This window comes from Lactobacillus psittaci DSM 15354 (assembly GCF_000425905.1).
GTDB lineage: Bacteria > Bacillota > Bacilli > Lactobacillales > Lactobacillaceae > Lactobacillus > Lactobacillus psittaci.
The window spans coordinates 286,919-303,771 of record NZ_AUEI01000004.1 but is presented as its reverse complement, the minus strand read 5'-3'; the positions used below and the strand labels follow the sequence as shown (position 1 = coordinate 303,771).

Annotated in this window: 11 protein-coding genes and 1 tRNA gene; 10 read left to right on the top strand and 2 right to left on the bottom strand. The window is 35.5% G+C overall.

Features of this window, described 5'->3' with window-relative positions:
• The first annotated feature begins 131 nt into the window (after positions 1–131).
• From leuS to H628_RS0101455, 5 genes are all read left to right on the top strand, one after another.
• Positions 132–2,546: a leucine--tRNA ligase gene (leuS, locus tag H628_RS0101475; protein WP_027824860.1), complete on the top strand. Its 2,415-nt coding sequence runs from the start codon at positions 132–134 to the stop codon at positions 2,544–2,546.
• Between the two features lie 88 nt (positions 2,547–2,634).
• Complete coding sequence (locus H628_RS0101470) at positions 2,635–4,278, top strand: putative polysaccharide biosynthesis protein (protein ID WP_027824859.1); 1,644 nt, start codon at positions 2,635–2,637, stop codon at positions 4,276–4,278.
• Positions 4,279–4,460: 182 nt separating this feature from the next.
• Positions 4,461–6,845: a phosphoenolpyruvate synthase gene (gene ppsA, locus H628_RS0101465; RefSeq protein WP_027824858.1), complete on the top strand. Its 2,385-nt coding sequence runs from the start codon at positions 4,461–4,463 to the stop codon at positions 6,843–6,845.
• 103 nt (positions 6,846–6,948) lie between these two features.
• Entirely contained in the window at positions 6,949–8,685 is a 1,737-nt protein-coding gene (locus H628_RS0101460) for a glycosyltransferase family protein (RefSeq protein ID WP_027824857.1), read from the top strand.
• Between the two features lie 60 nt (positions 8,686–8,745).
• A complete protein-coding gene (locus H628_RS0101455; protein WP_027824856.1) occupies positions 8,746–9,156 on the top strand; it encodes a peptide deformylase in 411 nt (136 codons plus the stop codon).
• A 337-nt stretch (positions 9,157–9,493) separates the two neighbouring features.
• Here H628_RS0101455 and H628_RS0101445 read toward each other — a convergent pair whose 3' ends face one another.
• Together H628_RS0101445 and H628_RS0101440 are read right to left on the bottom strand one after the other, a co-directional pair.
• On the bottom strand, positions 9,494–10,132 hold the full coding sequence (locus tag H628_RS0101445) for a DUF3862 domain-containing protein (RefSeq protein ID WP_027824854.1): 639 nt from the start codon (positions 10,130–10,132) through the stop codon (positions 9,494–9,496).
• A gap of 157 nt (positions 10,133–10,289) precedes the next feature.
• Positions 10,290–10,373, bottom strand: a tRNA-Leu gene (locus H628_RS0101440).
• 76 nt (positions 10,374–10,449) lie between these two features.
• On the opposite strand from H628_RS0101440, the gene H628_RS0101435 reads away from it, so the two are divergent.
• From H628_RS0101435 to H628_RS0101415, 5 genes are all read left to right on the top strand, one after another.
• Complete coding sequence (locus H628_RS0101435; RefSeq protein ID WP_027824853.1) at positions 10,450–11,295, top strand: NAD(P)H-hydrate dehydratase; 846 nt, start codon at positions 10,450–10,452, stop codon at positions 11,293–11,295.
• An 11-nt stretch (positions 11,296–11,306) separates the two neighbouring features.
• Positions 11,307–12,569 carry a serine hydrolase gene (locus H628_RS0101430; RefSeq protein ID WP_034538083.1) on the top strand — a complete coding sequence of 421 codons (1,263 nt, stop codon included), beginning with the start codon at positions 11,307–11,309 and terminating at the stop codon, positions 12,567–12,569.
• A 70-nt stretch (positions 12,570–12,639) separates the two neighbouring features.
• Complete coding sequence (locus H628_RS07515; RefSeq protein ID WP_081662432.1) at positions 12,640–13,920, top strand: C39 family peptidase; 1,281 nt, start codon at positions 12,640–12,642, stop codon at positions 13,918–13,920.
• Between the two features lie 263 nt (positions 13,921–14,183).
• Complete coding sequence (argS, locus tag H628_RS0101420; protein WP_027824850.1) at positions 14,184–15,860, top strand: arginine--tRNA ligase; 1,677 nt, start codon at positions 14,184–14,186, stop codon at positions 15,858–15,860.
• A gap of 77 nt (positions 15,861–15,937) precedes the next feature.
• Positions 15,938–16,849 carry a class II fructose-bisphosphate aldolase gene (locus tag H628_RS0101415; RefSeq protein WP_006586423.1) on the top strand — a complete coding sequence of 304 codons (912 nt, stop codon included), beginning with the start codon at positions 15,938–15,940 and terminating at the stop codon, positions 16,847–16,849.
• Positions 16,850–16,853 lie beyond the last annotated feature (4 nt).

Here is a 16,853-nt window from a genome sequence, read left to right as displayed (position 1 = left end):
TTTTATTCGCCCAGAGTTTAGTATCGCTTTAAGATACTATTGAGTGTCATGCCAGTGCATGGAACTTAGGTGGTACCGCGAATTTTCGTCCTATGATTTTTTCATAGGACTTTTTTATTAGGAGGATAAATATGTATAACCACAAAGTAGTTGAAAAGAAGTGGCAAAAGTATTGGGCAGAACACAATACTTTTAAAACTGGCACAGATCCAAAGAAGAAGAATTACTATGCTTTGGATATGTTCCCATTCCCATCTGGTAAAGGGCTTCACGTAGGTCACCCAGAAGGTTATACTGCAACTGATATTGTTTCTAGAATGAAGCGTGCACAAGGCTATAATGTGCTTCACCCAATGGGTTGGGATGCATTTGGCTTGCCAACTGAACAATACGCTTTAAAGACTGGTCAAGATCCAGCTGTCGTAACTGATGAAAACATTGCTAACTTTAAAAAGCAACTTAACATGTTGGGCTTTTCTTATGATTGGGACCGTGAAGTTAGAACTAGTGATCCTAACTTTTACAAGTGGACTCAATGGGTCTTTGAACAAATGTACAAGATGGGACTTGCCTATGAAGCAGAAGTTCCAGTTAACTGGTCACCAGATTTAGGAACTGTTGTTGCTAACGAAGAAATCGTTGATGGTAAGACTGAACGTGGTGGCTACCCTGTTTACCGCCGGAATATGCGTCAATGGATGCTTAAGATGACGGCTTATGCTGATCGTCTTTTGGAAGACTTAGATGACTTAGATTGGCCAGAACCAGTTAAGGAAATGCAAAGAAACTGGATTGGTCGTTCTGAAGGTGCTCAAGTTCGTTTTAAGATTAAAGATAGCGACAAGAGTTTTGAAGTATATACTACTCGTCCAGACACCTTATATGGTGTTTGCTACACTGTTTTAGCTCCAGAAAATCCACTTGTTAAGGAAATTACCACACCTGAACAAAAGGCTGCTGTTGAAGCTTATATTAAGGAAGTTGAGTCTAAGTCTGACCTTGAAAGAACAGATTTGAATAAAGATAAGAGTGGTGTCTTTACTGGTGCCTTTGCAATTAACCCTGTTAATGGTGAAGAAGTTCCAGTTTGGATTGGTGACTATGTTTTAGCAAGTTATGGTACTGGTGCTGTCATGGCAGTTCCAGCTCATGATCAAAGAGACTACGAATTTGCTAAAAAGCATGATTTACCAATGAAGCGGGTAATTGAAGGTGGCGACTTAGATAAGGAAGCCTTTGTAGATGATGGTGTTCACGTAAATAGTGATATCTTAGATGGTTTAAACATTGCTGATGCTAAGAAGAAGATTATTGCTTACCTTGAAGAACATAATCTTGGTGAAGCTAAGGTTAACTACAAGCTTCGCGACTGGGACTTCAGTCGTCAAAGATACTGGGGTGAACCAATTCCAGTAATTCACTGGGAAGATGGCGAAACTACTTTAGTCCCTGAAGATGAATTGCCACTTGTTTTACCACATGCAACAGATATCAAGCCAAGTGGTACTCCAGAAAGTCCACTTGCTAACTTAACTGATTGGGTTAACGTAGTTGATGAAAATGGCCGTAAAGGTAAGCGTGAAACTAACACTATGCCTAATTGGGCTGGTTCTTCATGGTACTACTTACGTTATGTCGATCCACACAACAATGAAAAGTTAGGTGACTATGAATTATTTAAGAAGTGGTTACCAGTTGACTTGTACATTGGTGGTGCAGAACACGCCGTTCGTCACTTACTTTACGCAAGATTCTGGCACAAAGTTCTTTACGACTTGGGTGTTGTTCCAACCAAGGAACCATTCCAAAAGTTATACAACCAAGGTTTAATCTTGAAAGATCACGACAAGATGAGCAAGTCTAAGGGTAACGTCGTTAACCCAGATGAAGTTATTGAAGAATATGGTGCTGACTCACTTAGAACTTACGAAATGTTTATGGGTCCATTAGATGCTTCAATTGATTGGGATGACAATGGCCCAGCTTCAACTAAGAAGTTCTTAGATCGTGTATGGCGTTTATTTGTTAATGACTTAGACTTAGATCCAATTGTTAGTGACAAGGTTGTTAAAGAAAATGATGGCAGTTTAGATAAGGTTTATAACCAAACTGTGAAGAAGGTTACTGAAGACTTTGAAAACTTGCACTTTAACACTGCTATTTCACAAATGATGGTCTTTGTAAATGAAGCTCAAAAGGCTAAGACAATTCCAATGGAATATGCTGAAGGCTTTGTTAAGTTATTAGCACCTGTTGCTCCTCACATGATGGAAGAAATCTGGCAAGTATTTGGTCATGATGAAAGTATTTCTTACGCTGAATGGCCAAAATTTGACCCAGCCAAGTTAGTTGAATCAACTGTTGAAATTATGGTTCAAGTTAACGGTAAGTTACGTGGTAAGTTCACTGCTAATAAAGATGCAGCTAAAGATGAACTTGAAAAAGCAGCTATGGCTGATCACCATGTGCAAAAATTCCTTGAAGGTAAGGATGTAAAGAAGGTTATTGTAATTCCAAACAAGATTGTTAACATCGTTGCTAAATAATAATTTTTTCCTAAAAGGACAATAATTAGCTGGCTTTTAACTTAAAGCTAGTAAAATAAATTTATATCTTTTGTTAAAAAGGAAAAATATGAAGAATAGAAGAAATAATCAGTCTGATTCACAATCTCAGCTACTAAAAGGCTCGGCTTGGATGACAGCTGGGTCAATTCTATCGCGGATTCTAGGGGCAATTTATATTATCCCTTGGTATGCGTGGATGGGACATTATGGGAACTTAGCTAACGCTATTACAGCACAAAGTTACAATATTTATAGCTTATTTATTATCGTTTCTACAGCAGGGATTCCTGGAGCAGTCGCCAAACAAATTGCTAAATATAATGCTTTGAATGAATATGGCGTTTCCAAGCGACTTTTTCATAAGGGGCTTGGGTTAATGGCAATTTTTGGAATTATTAGTGCAGCGGCAATGTTTTTCTTTGCACCACAACTCGCATTTTGGGGTGGAGGGGATCCTAGACAAATTCCGGTTTTAAGAAGTTTGTCTTATGCAATTTTGATTTTGCCAACACTTTCAATTATGCGTGGATATTTCCAAGGCTTTAACGATATGAAGCCATCTGCTATTTCGCAATTTATTGAACAACTAGCACGTGTAGTTTGGATGTTGTTAACTGCTTATATCATTATGAAACTGCAAGATCGCAATTATCTGCGAGCAGTTACTCAATCAAATTTAGCTGCTGCAGTTGGGGCAGTTTTTGCAATTGCCTTGCTTGGCTTTTATTATTACCGGCAGAAAGCCGAAATGGATGAACTAGTTAGAGATTCTAATAACGCAGTTGAGGTTTCAACTAATGATTTATTATTTGAAATTATTCAACAATCGATTCCGTTTATCATCATTGATTGTGGGATTAACTTCTTCCAATTAGTTGATCAATTTACTTTTCACCGTTTTATGGCCAGTTTTACTCATTTACAATTTGACCAGATTGAAAATCTTTATGCTTTATTTGGCTTAAATGCGAATAAGCTAATCATGATTATTGTTTCGCTTTCAACCGCGATGGCAGTAACTGCGATTCCTTTATTGTCTGGGGCTAAGGCTCGAAGGGATAGAAGGGATATTCAAAAGCAGATAGAGAATACATTGGAATTATTCTTGTTTGTCATGATTCCTGCGTCATTTGGAATGGCTGCTATTAGTACACCAATTTATACTGTGTTTTATAGCTATGATCCATTAGGTAGTAATGTTTTATTTGTATCATCTTTTACTGCCATTACGTTGGGGTTGTTCACTGTTTTAATGGCAATTCAACAAGGACTATCTGAAAATATCTTGGCAATAAAATATTTAATCGTAGGTTTAATTGTAAAATTATTGGTTCAATATCCAATGATTCGTACATTTACGGTTAATGGACCGTTATTGGCTACAAATATTGGCTTTATTTTAACTATCATTCTATCTTTACAACATTTGAAGGTTAAATATCACTTTAACTTAAAACGGACCTTACATCGCTTTCTAGGTATTTTAACTTTTTCAATTGTGATGTTTGCTGTTACTTTTGTAATGGTGTTTGTTTTAGGAAGATTTTTGCCTTTGGATCGTCGAGTTCCTGCGATGATAGTTGTCGGAATTAGTGTATTTGTTGGAGCTTCACTTTATGCTTTAGCTAGTTTGTATACTGGCTTAGCAAGAAGTATTTTAGGGCAAAAGATTGCAAGTATTGAACGAAAATTACATATCATTAATGATTAAAAGTCTGCCTTAGGGCAGGCTTTTTTGCTTGAGTTAAATTGACAGAAATTTTATTTCTGTATTTTAAGTGAGTTTTTTTCTTTGATTTGATTGACTATTTGTCAAAAAGAGATAAAAATATAGTTGTAAGAAGAAAGCGGTTACATATATAAAAAGAAAGATATTTCTTTTAGAGGATTTTTATGGATCAAAGAAAAACTGCAAATGTATTATGGTTTGATGAATTAAAGCGTGAAGATGTTGACTTAGTCGGCGGAAAATCTTCATCATTAGGTGAATTAACTTCAGGTACAAATGTGCCAGTTCCTTTTGGCTTTGCAACAACCGCAAGTGCATATCGTTATTTCATGAATAAAACCGGCATTAATGATAAAATCAACAATTTATTAAAGAATTTAAAAGATGTTGAAAATTCTGATGAATTACATAAAATTTGTAGCCAAATTAGAAAGATAATTGTTTCTGCTGAAATGCCGGCAGATTTGGCCAAGCAAATTGGTGATAGCTATGATCAATTAGCTCTTAAAATGAAAGTAAATGAACCTTTCGTTGCTGTTCGTTCAAGTGCTACTGCTGAAGACTTGCCAGATGCTTCTTTTGCTGGACAACAAGACACTTATTTGAATGTTCATGGACGTGACAATGTAATTCAAAAAGTTAAGGAATGCTATGCATCTACTTTTACTGATCGTGCAACTTATTACCGTGTAAAACGTGGCTTTCCACACGAAAAAGTTGCCTTATCTGCAGCTGTTCAAATGATGGCCTTTTCAAAAGCTAGTGGTGTAATGTTTACCGTTAACGTTGCTACTGGCGATGATACTAAAGTTATGATTGAAGGCTCATGGGGCTTAGGTGAATATATTGTTCAAGGTACAGTTACACCAGATAACTTTGTCGTGGATAAAGCTAGTGGCAAAATTGTTGATAAGACAATTAATAATAAGAATATCGAACTTATTCGTTTGCATGATGGTGGAGTTGAAGAGCGCAAAGTATCAGAAGACATGGCAAAATCAGCTTGTTTAACAGATGAACAAGTTGAAACTTTAGCAAGTTATGCTAAAGAAATTGAAAAGCATTATGGCTGCTATATGGACATGGAATGGTCATTAGATGGAAACAATAAGTTATGGTTAGTGCAAGCTCGTCCTGAAACTGTTTGGTCACAACGTAAAAAAGAAGGAAAGATGACTAAGGAGGTAGCCTCAGAAAAAGTAACGACTGATCATAAAGTTTTAGTCAATGGGTTACCTGCAAGTCCAGGTATCAAATCAGGTATTGTTCATGTGATTGAAAATCCTGAAGATATCGATGAATTTAAGGAAGGGGAAGTTTTGGTAACCCTGATGACTTCTCCTGACTGGGTTCCTGCAATGAAGAAGGCTAGTGCAATTGTTACTAATAATGGTGGTATGACCTGTCACGCTGCCATCGTTTCACGGGAAATGCAAATTCCATGTATTGTTGGTACTGCAAGCCGTGGTGCTAAAGCTACTGCTGTCCTTAAGACGGGCCAAGAAGTAACGGTTGATGCTAAAAATGGAGTTGTTTATCAAGGTGTAGTTGCTGATATGGTTAAAAAGCCAGCACAAACAAGTCAAGTTGTTTCAGCCGAATACTTCCCACCAACTGCAACTAAAGTTATGATGAACTTAGGTGATCCTGATTTAGCTGAAAAATACGCTAGTTTGCCAGCAGACGGGATTGGTTTAATGCGGGAAGAATTCTTGTGGACCACTTATATCCATCAACACCCACTTTATTTAATTGAAACTGGTCATCCAGAAAGAGTTGTTAATGAATTAGCTAGTGGCATTAGTAAAGTTGCTCGTGCAATGAATCCACGTCCAGTAGTTTTGCGTTTCAGTGACTTTAAGAGTAGTGAATACCGCAACTTAAAGGGTGGAGATAAGTATGAACCACATGAAAGTGCAGACCTATTAGGTTGGCGTGGTGCATCACGTTACTATGATCCCAAATACATTGAAGCCTTTAAACTGGAATTAGCAGCAGTTAAGAAAGTTAGAGATGAGTTTGGATTAAAGAACTTAAATGTTATGATTCCATTCTGTAGAACAGTTGATGAAGCTCGCAAGGTGGTTGAAATTATGGTCGAGTGCGGGTTGAAGCGTTCTGCTGATTTCAAGATTTTCATGATGGCCGAAATTCCTTCCAACATTATTTTGGCGGATCAGTTTAACCAATTTATTGATGGTTATTCAATTGGCTCAAATGATTTGACGATGCTATTGTTAGGCTGTGATCGTAACAATGATACTGTAGCAAGTTTATTTGATGAAAGAAACTTGGCAGTCAAGCGAGCAATTCGTCATTTGATTAAGACTGCTCACAAAGATGGCAAGACGGTTTCAATTTGTGGTCAAGCTCCATCTGAGTATCCAGAATTTACTGAATTCCTAGTTAAGAGCGGGATTGATTATGTTTCCGTTAACCCTGACATGGTTAAGGCAACTAAGCGTAACGTTGCAAGTTACGAACAAAGAATTATTCTTGATCATGCAACCGGATTAGGTAAAGCAGATCCAGAAGATTATGAATGGTAACTAGGTATTTGAACCAGCCGAAAAGGCGACCTGAAAAAGGGCCGCCTTTTTTGTGCTTTCATGGTAAGATTATATAAGAAATTAAGTGGGGTGTTGAAATTAAATGAAGAAAATAAAAGGGAGCCTAGCTTTTAATAATTGCTTGCCATATTTAGCTATTTTTCTATCAATCTTAGCCTTATTGTATGTGCAAATTATGGGACATATAACAATTATTGGATCAGATACATATTTCCATCTAGCAAGATTCTATGATATTAAAAAGCAAATTTTGACTGGAAGTTTTAGCTGGTTTCAAACTAATTTTACTTTTGAGCAGACTGGAAGAATAATTAATGCTCTTTATGGCCCGCTTTTTGCTTATTGTAATGCCTTTTTATTGCTACTAGTTAGATCGTGGTTTCAGTATGAAGTAATTACTAATATATTGGTTGATTTTATAGCTGCGGCAGGGATGTATAAACTTGCAGTAAAAGTAAAAACTCCCAAGATAATTGCAGTAATTTTATCACTAATTTATATTAATATAGGAATGATTCCAGCATGGACTGAAGGAATGAATTTTTCAGCCTGTGCAGGTGTAGTCATCCCATATTTATTAATGCAGGTTGTTAACATGCTTGAGGATAAAGAAAGACCAATTCACGTTATTTCTCTAGCCACTTGTATTAGCTTAATTGGTAATATTCATTTATTATCAACAATAATGATATCTTTGATATTAATACCGATAGTTATAGTTTCGTTTTTTAGAACCCAAGATAAGAAGTGGTATTTAGTTTCATTGATAAAAGCTATAATTTTGACTTTTATTTTGACGGCTAGTGTTTGGGGCGGATTGCTAGTTGTTTATTCTAAAAATATGATAGCAACTCCACTTGCATATGATCTTCATGGAGCTGTTATTGGATTGTCAAAATTTCAAACGGTTCGGCAATTTATTTTGCCTAGTACTGTTATTTTATTTGTGGGTCAAGGAATTTATGCTTTTTTGAATTGGAAGAAACAGAAGAATAATCTAATTATTACGAGTTTAGGCTTGATTTACTTGCTTTTATCAACTAATTATCTTTTAAATTGGGGATGGGTTCAAAACAATTGGCCTATTATTGCTTCTATCTTTCAATTTCCCTTTAGATTTGTGACAATTGCATATCCTGTCTTATTATTAGGAATAGCCTACAGTTTTTCAACGGTAAACTTTGAAGGAACAAGAATAAAAAAATGGAATATTGCAAGCGTTCTGCTGCTATTTGCAGCGTTACAAGCAAGTTTTGCAACTTATAAATTTATTTCAGATATATATTCTGGACAATATTTGACTAATTCTGTTTCTGCTTTAACTAAAACAAGTAAGAAACCAGGGTATGTTAGGGATATAACAGAGTCTCAAGCTGGAATTTTTAACGAGTTAAAGAATATACAGCCAGATTACTTACCAACTAACAAGGGAAAGAAAAAGGCTGGAAATGTTGTATTAAAATATGATTCATTACTTTTACTAGCGGAAAGGGAAAAGATCAATAAAAAAATCAACAAAGATGGGAGTATGACTTTAACTTGGAAATCAACTCAAAAATCCAAAATTGTATTACCAATTGTTATGTATCGCCAATCTCGACTCGAAGTTAATGGAAATAAGCATCCTATGATTACTCAAAATGAAATTGGTGTGCCAACAGTATGGCAAAATAAAGGGAGAAACTCAGCTACATTAAAATTTATAATCCCTAAGTGGTTTTTGCTACTTTTATGGGCAAGTGTTATAGCTTGGACAGTTTTAATTGGATTTTATATAAAGAATTTTGCATCTAGATGCATGCTAGCCTTGAAAAGGTAGGGGCTTCTAGAAAATGTTTTTACTATTGAGAACGTTTTTTACTAGATTGGAGTTTACAAATTGATTAGAGATATTGTTAAAAATCCAGAATTTCTAAAGCAAAAATCTATACCTGCTATAAAATCTGATGTTTCGATTGGCCAAGATTTACAAGATACCTTGCAAGCAAATAAGGAGCGTTGCGTTGGCATGGCAGCAAATATGATTGGTTATTCTAAGAGAATTATCATTGTCAATATTGGCCTTTTGAACATTGTTATGTATAATCCCATAATTGTTGATTGCAAGCAGCCTTATCAAACTAGCGAAGGTTGTTTATCGCTTGTTGGTACTCGGCCTACAATCCGATTTAAAGAAATAAAAGTTCAATTTTTAAATCAACAGTGGGAAAAACAAGAATTAACTTTAACTGATTTTGCTGCTGAGATTTGTCAACATGAAATGGATCATTTAGAAGGAAAATTGATTTAAGACGGGGGAAGAATATAGTGAGAATAAACAATCAATAGTCCAATTACCAATTGTTATGTATCAACAATCCCGATTAGAAGTTAATGGGAAAAAGCAGCATCAGTTTGTAAAAAATGAGATTGGTGCTCCAACAGTAATGCAACAAAAAGGCAAAAATACAGCGACTTTGAAATTTATAACGCCAAGATGGTTTTATTTCTTGCTAGTCATTTCTATCCTCGGTTGGGTTATTCTAACTGGATATTGGCTAAGAAATTGTTATAGCAATATTTATTTGAAAATTACAAAATAAAAAAAGCTGGAAATATCGTTTTCAAACGTATTTCCAGCTTTTTTGTTATTTCATTTCATATTGGGCTTTTCCTGATACTTGATCATTAGTAAAACTGATATTGAAGTTAGCACCTAGTTCACCTTTGATATCAGATGTATAATCCCACATTTCGCTTGTATGGCCGGATATATTAGTAATAGTATAACCATTTGGGTTACCAAACTTTTTCTTAATTTCATCTTTGGTTTGGCCGTTTTGGATAGCTTCAAAATCGGATAAACTTATCTTTTTCTCACGCTTTACTTTTAATCCTGAAATTGATTTAGAAACAGCATGATCATTGTCAAAATTGATGGTAATATTTGAGCCGATATCGCCATTGTCAACATTTGACCAGGTTAATAATTCAGTCTTGATATTTTCAATGGTTGAAGATGAAGTCGAACTTTCTTTTTTACCAAATAGTTTTCTAACATTAGCTTTACTATCACCATTTGTAGAAGATAAGTTGATTTTATCAAAGTTAGCTAATGAAAGGAGATTTGAACTTTTACTGCTAGAAATTGAATTGTTGCTACTATTCTTAGCAGAATTACCACCTTTTCCACCGATTGATGCACCAATAATAATTAAAATAACAATTAGAATCCAAAACCCAATTTTTTTGAAAAATGGTTTTTTCTTAGTTTGAACTTTGCTCATAAAAGACCTCCATATAATTTATATTTACTATTTCGACTATAGCAATGAGACTTTATGGCAACAAGCAAATGATAGTTGCAAATGTGCACCTAATCCGGGCAAGAAAATAAATTACCTGGGAAATAAAAAAAGCTCTAGCTTTTGCTAGAGCTTAAAATGCCTCAAACAGGAGTCGAACCTGCACTCTGTTACCAGAACAGCGACCTGAACGCTGCGCGTCTGCCAATTCCGCCATTGAGGCTTTTGATAAATACCTATTTTATAATACCAAATTTTTGCTAAAATAAAAGCATAATAGGGAAATCTAGGAGATTTTTATGGTAGAAATTTCAAGGGAATTGGTTCAGAGCATAATTGTTCAAAGGCCAAGTCAAAGTCATAAGGGTAATTATGGAAAAGTTTTGTTAATCGGTGGAAGTACTAACTATGGTGGTGCAATCATTATGGCAACAGAAGCATGCGTCAATAGTGGCGCTGGCTTGGTTGCAACAGCAACACATTCAGTAAATTTAGATGCTTTGCATGCCAGAATACCTGAAGCTATGTTTATTGATTGGCGTAACCGCAGTATGAATGACTTAATCAAGCAGATGGACGTAATAGTTTGTGGCCCAGGTTTAGGGATGGATTCAGTTGCTAGAGGTTTACTCCATAGTTTAAGAGAAAGTGTGACTAGTCAGCAGACAGTGGTTCTAGATGCAAGTGCAATTGACTTAATTGCACAAGATCGTAGTTTGATGCCAGAAAATGCTGGAAAGATTATTTTGACACCACATCAAAAAGAATGGGAGCGATTAAGTCAAATCCGAATCCCTTATCAAAATGATTCTGCAAATCACACAGCTCTTAATTTATTATTACCTGCTGGTAATGGTATTTTGGTTTTAAAATCTAATCATACTAAGGTTTATAATTGTCAAGGTGAGATTTTGGTCAATCCCTTAGGAAATCCTGGTATGGCTATTGGTGGCATGGGAGATACATTAAGTGGAGTTGTTGGAGCTTTTTGTGCACAATTTGGTGCTAGTATGGAAGTAGCAGCAAGTGCAGTTTATGTACACTCATATGCAGGTGATTGTATCTTTAAAACGGATTATGTGGTTCGACCAGTTAAGCTTAGTGCCAAGATTCCGCAAGTTATGAAAGAATTATCTTCAAAATAAGAGGTAAAAAAGTGAATAAATTTCTTCAAAAAATTATAGTAACTATTGTATGTTTAGTTTCATTATTAGCGCTGATACCAACTAATTCAGTAGTTGCATCAGTTGCAAATTATAATAACGATGAATTAAATTTAAATGTTAAAAGTGCCGTTGCAATTGACCAAAAAAATGGACAAGTTTTGTATGCGAAAAACGGTAACCAAAAATTGCCAATAGCATCAATGTCTAAGTTAGTAACCGTATATTTAACTTTGGATGCAATTAAGTCAGGAAAATTAACATGGAATCAAAAATTAACTCCAACTGCTAATATTGTGAAACTTAGCAAGAATACTGAATATTCAAATGTTCCACTTGAATTAAAGCACCAATATACTGTTAAGCAGTTATATGAAGCAACCTTAATCGAATCTGCTAATGGAGCAGCAATGATGTTAGGGCAAGCTGTATATGGTACTCAAAAAAATGCAGTTAATCACATGCGACAAATTGTTAAAAAGTGGGGAATAAAGGGAGCTAAATTTTATACTACCTGTGGTTTACCAAATGGAAGCTTGAAATCTGACGCTTATCCAGGTGCCGGTAAGAATAGTGAAAATGAAGTTTCTGCCAATGATATGGCAATTATTGTTGATCATTTATTAACTAAGTATCCTGAAGTTTTGAAGACTACTAAAATAGCAAAGTTAGCCTTCAAAGATGGGACTAAAACTACTCAAATGGAAAATTGGAATTGGATGCTTAAAGGTTTATCTCAATACGATGCTGCTTTTCCATTAGATGGTCTAAAAACTGGAACAACTGACCAAGCAGGAGCATGTTTTGCTGGTACTTTGAAATATAAGGGAAGAAGAATTATTACTATTGTCATGGGTGCCAGTCATACTGATGGTAGTGATCCTAGTCGCTTTACGCAGACAAAAAAGCTTTTGAATTACATTTATCAAAACTATAATTTGTATATTTTGAAAAAAGGCCAACAACTTTCTAGTTTAAAGGGAATTAAGGTTAAGGATGGAAAAAGTCGCATTGCTAACTTAGTGGTTCAAAAAGATACAGGGCTTTGGTTAAAATCAGCGGATTATGGTAAGGTAACTTTTTCTAAAGATAATTTAACTGCTCCTTTAAATAAAGGTGATCGTGTAGGATATTACTACTTCAAGTTAGCAAATATAAATTCCAATCATGGTACTAAAGTTCCAGCAACTGTTAAAGAAAATGTTGAACAAGTAAACATTTTTGTTCGTCTTTGGCGCAGTATCTTTGGCGATTAATTATATTTCACTAGTTTTGACAATAATTCCAGTGTATAATTTTTTTGAATAATTTTTGGGAGAGTATTTTATGAAAAAATCAAAGTGGGCTAGTGCTGTCATTTTCGGATTGGCACCTTTTGTTTGGGGAAGCCAGGCAGTTCTAGCAGATGTAAATCAAGATGTAAGTACATCTGCTAATAGTACCGGTACAAGTACTGATGTAAATAAACCAGCGCAAGCTCAAAGTCAACCAACTATTGTTGAAAAAAATAGTGTTGTTACTATTAAGTATAGTGGTCGAGGTGGAGTTGCAGTTTGGAAGAGCTGGGATACTAATCAAGGAGTAACTGGAAAATATCTGAATAATAATACTCGTTGGGCTAGTTATAAAATTGCTTCAAAAGCTGATGGTAGCAAATGGTATAATCTTGGCGGAAATCAATGGGTTGATGGTAACTATACCTCAGAAGAAGATATAAATAAGAACAGTTCAACGACTTCTAATTCACAAACTACTAATAATTCTGCTAATGAAACTTCTGATCAAGGAACTTTGGTAATTAAATATAATGGTCGAGGCGGAGTTGCAGTCTGGAAGAGCTGGGATACTAGCCAAGGAGTAACTGGAAAGTATTTAGCTAATAATAGTGCGTGGAAATACTTTAAGGTAGCTACTAAAGATAATGGTAGTAAATGGTATAATCTCGGCGGAAATCAATGGGTTGATGGAAGCTATACTAGTTTAGTTATAGCTAATCAAGGTGGCCAGGTAGTTAAAGAAGGCAATCGCTACGTCTTTAAAGATAATAGTGGACAAAACCGTATAGGAACCATCATTAATGGAAAGCAAAAATTAATTACCGATAATTATGGCGGTATATATTATGTCCAAAATGATGTACCAGTTATTTCTCAAAGACCAGAATTACCAACTGGTTGTGAAATGACTGCTGTAACTATGATGCTTCAATCTGCTGGAGTAAATATTAGTAAAATTCAAGTTGCCAATGAAACACCTAGAAGTTCAGATGGTAATAAAGGCTTTGTTGGTAGTCCATATTCTACTAGTGGTTGGTGGGTATTCCCTTCAGGAATTGCTCCTGTAGTTCGTCGCCATCTTGGAACGGCTCAAATTATGACTGGTGCTAATTTAGACGCAATTAAAGATAAATTGATACATGGACACGTTGTTGTTGTTTGGGTTGCAAATATGAATGGTTTTATTAATCACAGCTTGGCTTTAACTGGATATAGTAATAGTGGGTACTTACTTTATAACAATCCATGGACTGGAAGAAAAGAAAGCATTTCAGTCAGTGAATTTATGACTAAATGGGCTCGTGATCAAAAACGTGCTTTGAGTTATTAATTCTTGTTACTAGCGAAAATGAAAAATCCCTGCTATAATTTTCTGTAGCAAAATCAAAAGTAGTAGTCATGAAAGTTTTTAGCGAGCCCATGTGTTGGTGTGAGATGGGTAATGGAAGTGATGAAGGCGTGTTTGATTTAAAGTTTAAATAATGTCAATAAATAAAGCGGATGATTATCATCAAATAGAGTGGTACCGCGGGTTGAAACTCGTCTCTTTCTAGTTATGCTAGAAAGAGACTTTTTTATTTGTGAGGTGTTTATATGGAATTTAAAAATAAAGTAGTTGACTTAATTAAAACTCAAGTTGATTTACCTGAAGAAAAGATTTTTGCTTTAATTGAACGTCCTAAGAATGCTGAAATGGGTGATTATGCTTTCCCAGCATTTATTTTAGCTAAGACTTTACATAAAAATCCGGCAGAAATTGCCAAAGAAATTGCTGAAAAGATTTCAGATCCAGCATTTGCAAAAATCCAAGCAGTTGGACCATATGTAAACTTTTCAATTGATCATCGTGAATTAATTTCTAAAACTTTGGAAGAAGTTTTAATTAAGAAAGATAATTATGGTAATTCAATTTTAGGTACTGGTAACGTTACAATTGATATGTCAAGTCCTAACATTGCTAAGCCAATGTCAATGGGGCACCTTCGTTCAACTGTAATTGGTAACTCAATTGCTAAGCTTTTAACAAAGACTGGTTATACTCCAATTAAGATTAACCACTTAGGTGATTATGGTACTCAATTTGGTAAATTAATTACTGCTTACAAGCTTTGGGGTAATGAAGAAGATGTTAAGAAAGATCCAATTAACAGCTTGTTCCATTACTATGTTAAATTCCATAAAGAAGCTGAAGAAAAGCCAGAACTTGAAGATGAAGGCCGTGCATGGTTCAAAAAGCTTGAAGAAGGAGATGAAGAAGCTGTTAGTCTCTGGAAATGGTTCAGAAGTGCATCTTTGGAAGAATTCAACAGAATTTACAAAGAACTTGAAGTTGAATTTGATTCTTACCACGGTGAAGCTTTTTACAATGATAAAATGGCAGCAGTTGTTGATGAATTGCGCCAAAAGAACTTATTAGTTGAATCACGTGGAGCACAAGTTGTTGATTTAGGCCCAGATAAAAACCCAGCAATGATTTTGAAGTCTGACGGAACAAGTATTTACACTACTCGTGATTTAACTGCTGCTGAATACCGTAAGAAGCACTATGATTTTGTTAAATCACTATATGTTGTTGGTAACGAACAATCAGCATACTTTGAGCAACTTAAAGAAGTTCTTAAAAAGATGGGCTATGATTGGTCAGATGATATTTATCACATTCCATTTGGTTTAATTACTCAAGGTGGTAAAAAGCTTTCAACCAGAAAGGGAAATGTTGTTTTCTTAGATCAAGTATTGAAGGATGCTGTTGATTTAGCGTTGAAGCAAATCGAAGCTAAAAATCCTACCTTACCAAACAAAGAACAAGTTGCTAAAGAAGTTGGTATTGGTGCCGTTGTCTTCCACGACTTGAAGAATGACCGTCTTGATAGTTTTGACTTCGATCTTGAAGATGTGGTTCGTTTTGAAGGTGAAACTGGTCCATACGTTCAATATACTAATGCTCGTGCACAAAGCATCTTGAGAAAAGCTGGCCAAACTGTGACAATTGATGAATTAGACTTAAGTGATGATTGGGCATTTGCGGTAGCTAAGGATTTAGCCGACTTCCCAATGACAGTTGCCAAAGCAAGTGAAAAATTTGAACCTTCAATCATTGCTAAATATGCTTTGAAATTAGCTAAGAGTTTTAATAAGTACTATGCTAATGTACGTATTTTAGATGAAAATGAAGAATTACCTGCAAGATTAGCTCTCGTTAAAGCTACTTCAATGGTCTTAACCCAAAGCCTGAACTTATTAGGGGTTAACGCTCCAAAAGAAATGTAATAAAAGGATAATCTCCCCTTGTTAAAAGCATCACTTATGGGTTAAAATAATAGTGTAAATTTCTAGGAGGTATATCAATGGCTTATTTTGACAATGGTAATGAAATTTTTAAAGAAGCTCGTAAACACCACTACGCAGTTGGTGCTTACAACACTAACAACTTGGAATGGACTCGTGCAGAATTACGTGCTGCAGAAGAAACTAGAACTCCATTATTAATCCAAGTTTCTACTGGTGCTGCTAAGTACATGGGTGGCTACAAGTTCGTTAAGGATATGGTAGCTGATCAAATGGACGCAATGAATATTTCAGTTCCAGTTATTTTAAACTTGGACCACGGTGACTTCGAATCAGCTAAAGAATGTATTAAGCTTGGTTACTCATCAGTTATGTTTGATGGTCACGCACTTCCAACTGAAGAAAACTTGGCTAAGACTAAGGAAATCGTTAAGTTAGCACACGAACGTGGTATTTCTGTTGAAGCTGAAATTGGTAAGATTGGTGAAAACCAAGGCGGTGGTGAATTAGCATCAGTTGAAGACGCTAAGGCATTCGTTGCTGCAGGTGTTGACAAGCTTGCTTGTGGTATCGGTAACATTCACGGTGTTTACCCAGCAGACTGGAAGGGTCTTAACTTTGACCGTTTGAAGGAAATTGCTGAAGCAGTTCCTGATACTCCACTTGTACTTCACGGTGGTTCAGGTATTCCTCAAGACCAAATTGAAAAGGCTATCCAACTTGGTATTGCTAAGATTAACATTAACACTGAATTCCAATTAGCATTCCAAGAAGCTACTCGTGATTACATCATGTCTGAAAAGGACCTTGATAAGGATCACAAGGGTTATGACCCACGTAAGCTTTTATTACCAGGTACTGAAGCTATTACTGCCAAGATGAAAGAAATGATTTCTTGGATGGGTACTAAGACTATCGATGATGAACTTAAGGATGCATCATTCGACCGTTCTTCATTAAACGAAGAATAATAGG

Excerpts from the sequence above, each read along its gene's own strand:
- leuS (WP_027824860.1), top strand. The coding sequence starts at position 132 with ATGTATAACCACAAAGTAGTTGAAAAGAAGTGGCAAAAGTATTGGGCA.
- H628_RS0101470 (WP_027824859.1), top strand. The coding sequence starts at position 2,635 with ATGAAGAATAGAAGAAATAATCAGTCTGATTCACAATCTCAGCTACTA.
- ppsA (WP_027824858.1), top strand. The coding sequence starts at position 4,461 with ATGGATCAAAGAAAAACTGCAAATGTATTATGGTTTGATGAATTAAAG.
- H628_RS0101460 (WP_027824857.1), top strand. The coding sequence starts at position 6,949 with ATGAAGAAAATAAAAGGGAGCCTAGCTTTTAATAATTGCTTGCCATAT.
- H628_RS0101445 (WP_027824854.1), bottom strand. The coding sequence starts at position 10,132 with ATGAGCAAAGTTCAAACTAAGAAAAAACCATTTTTCAAAAAAATTGGG.
- H628_RS0101435 (WP_027824853.1), top strand. The coding sequence starts at position 10,450 with ATGGTAGAAATTTCAAGGGAATTGGTTCAGAGCATAATTGTTCAAAGG.
- H628_RS07515 (WP_081662432.1), top strand. The coding sequence starts at position 12,640 with ATGAAAAAATCAAAGTGGGCTAGTGCTGTCATTTTCGGATTGGCACCT.
- argS (WP_027824850.1), top strand. The coding sequence starts at position 14,184 with ATGGAATTTAAAAATAAAGTAGTTGACTTAATTAAAACTCAAGTTGAT.
- H628_RS0101415 (WP_006586423.1), top strand. The coding sequence starts at position 15,938 with ATGGCTTATTTTGACAATGGTAATGAAATTTTTAAAGAAGCTCGTAAA.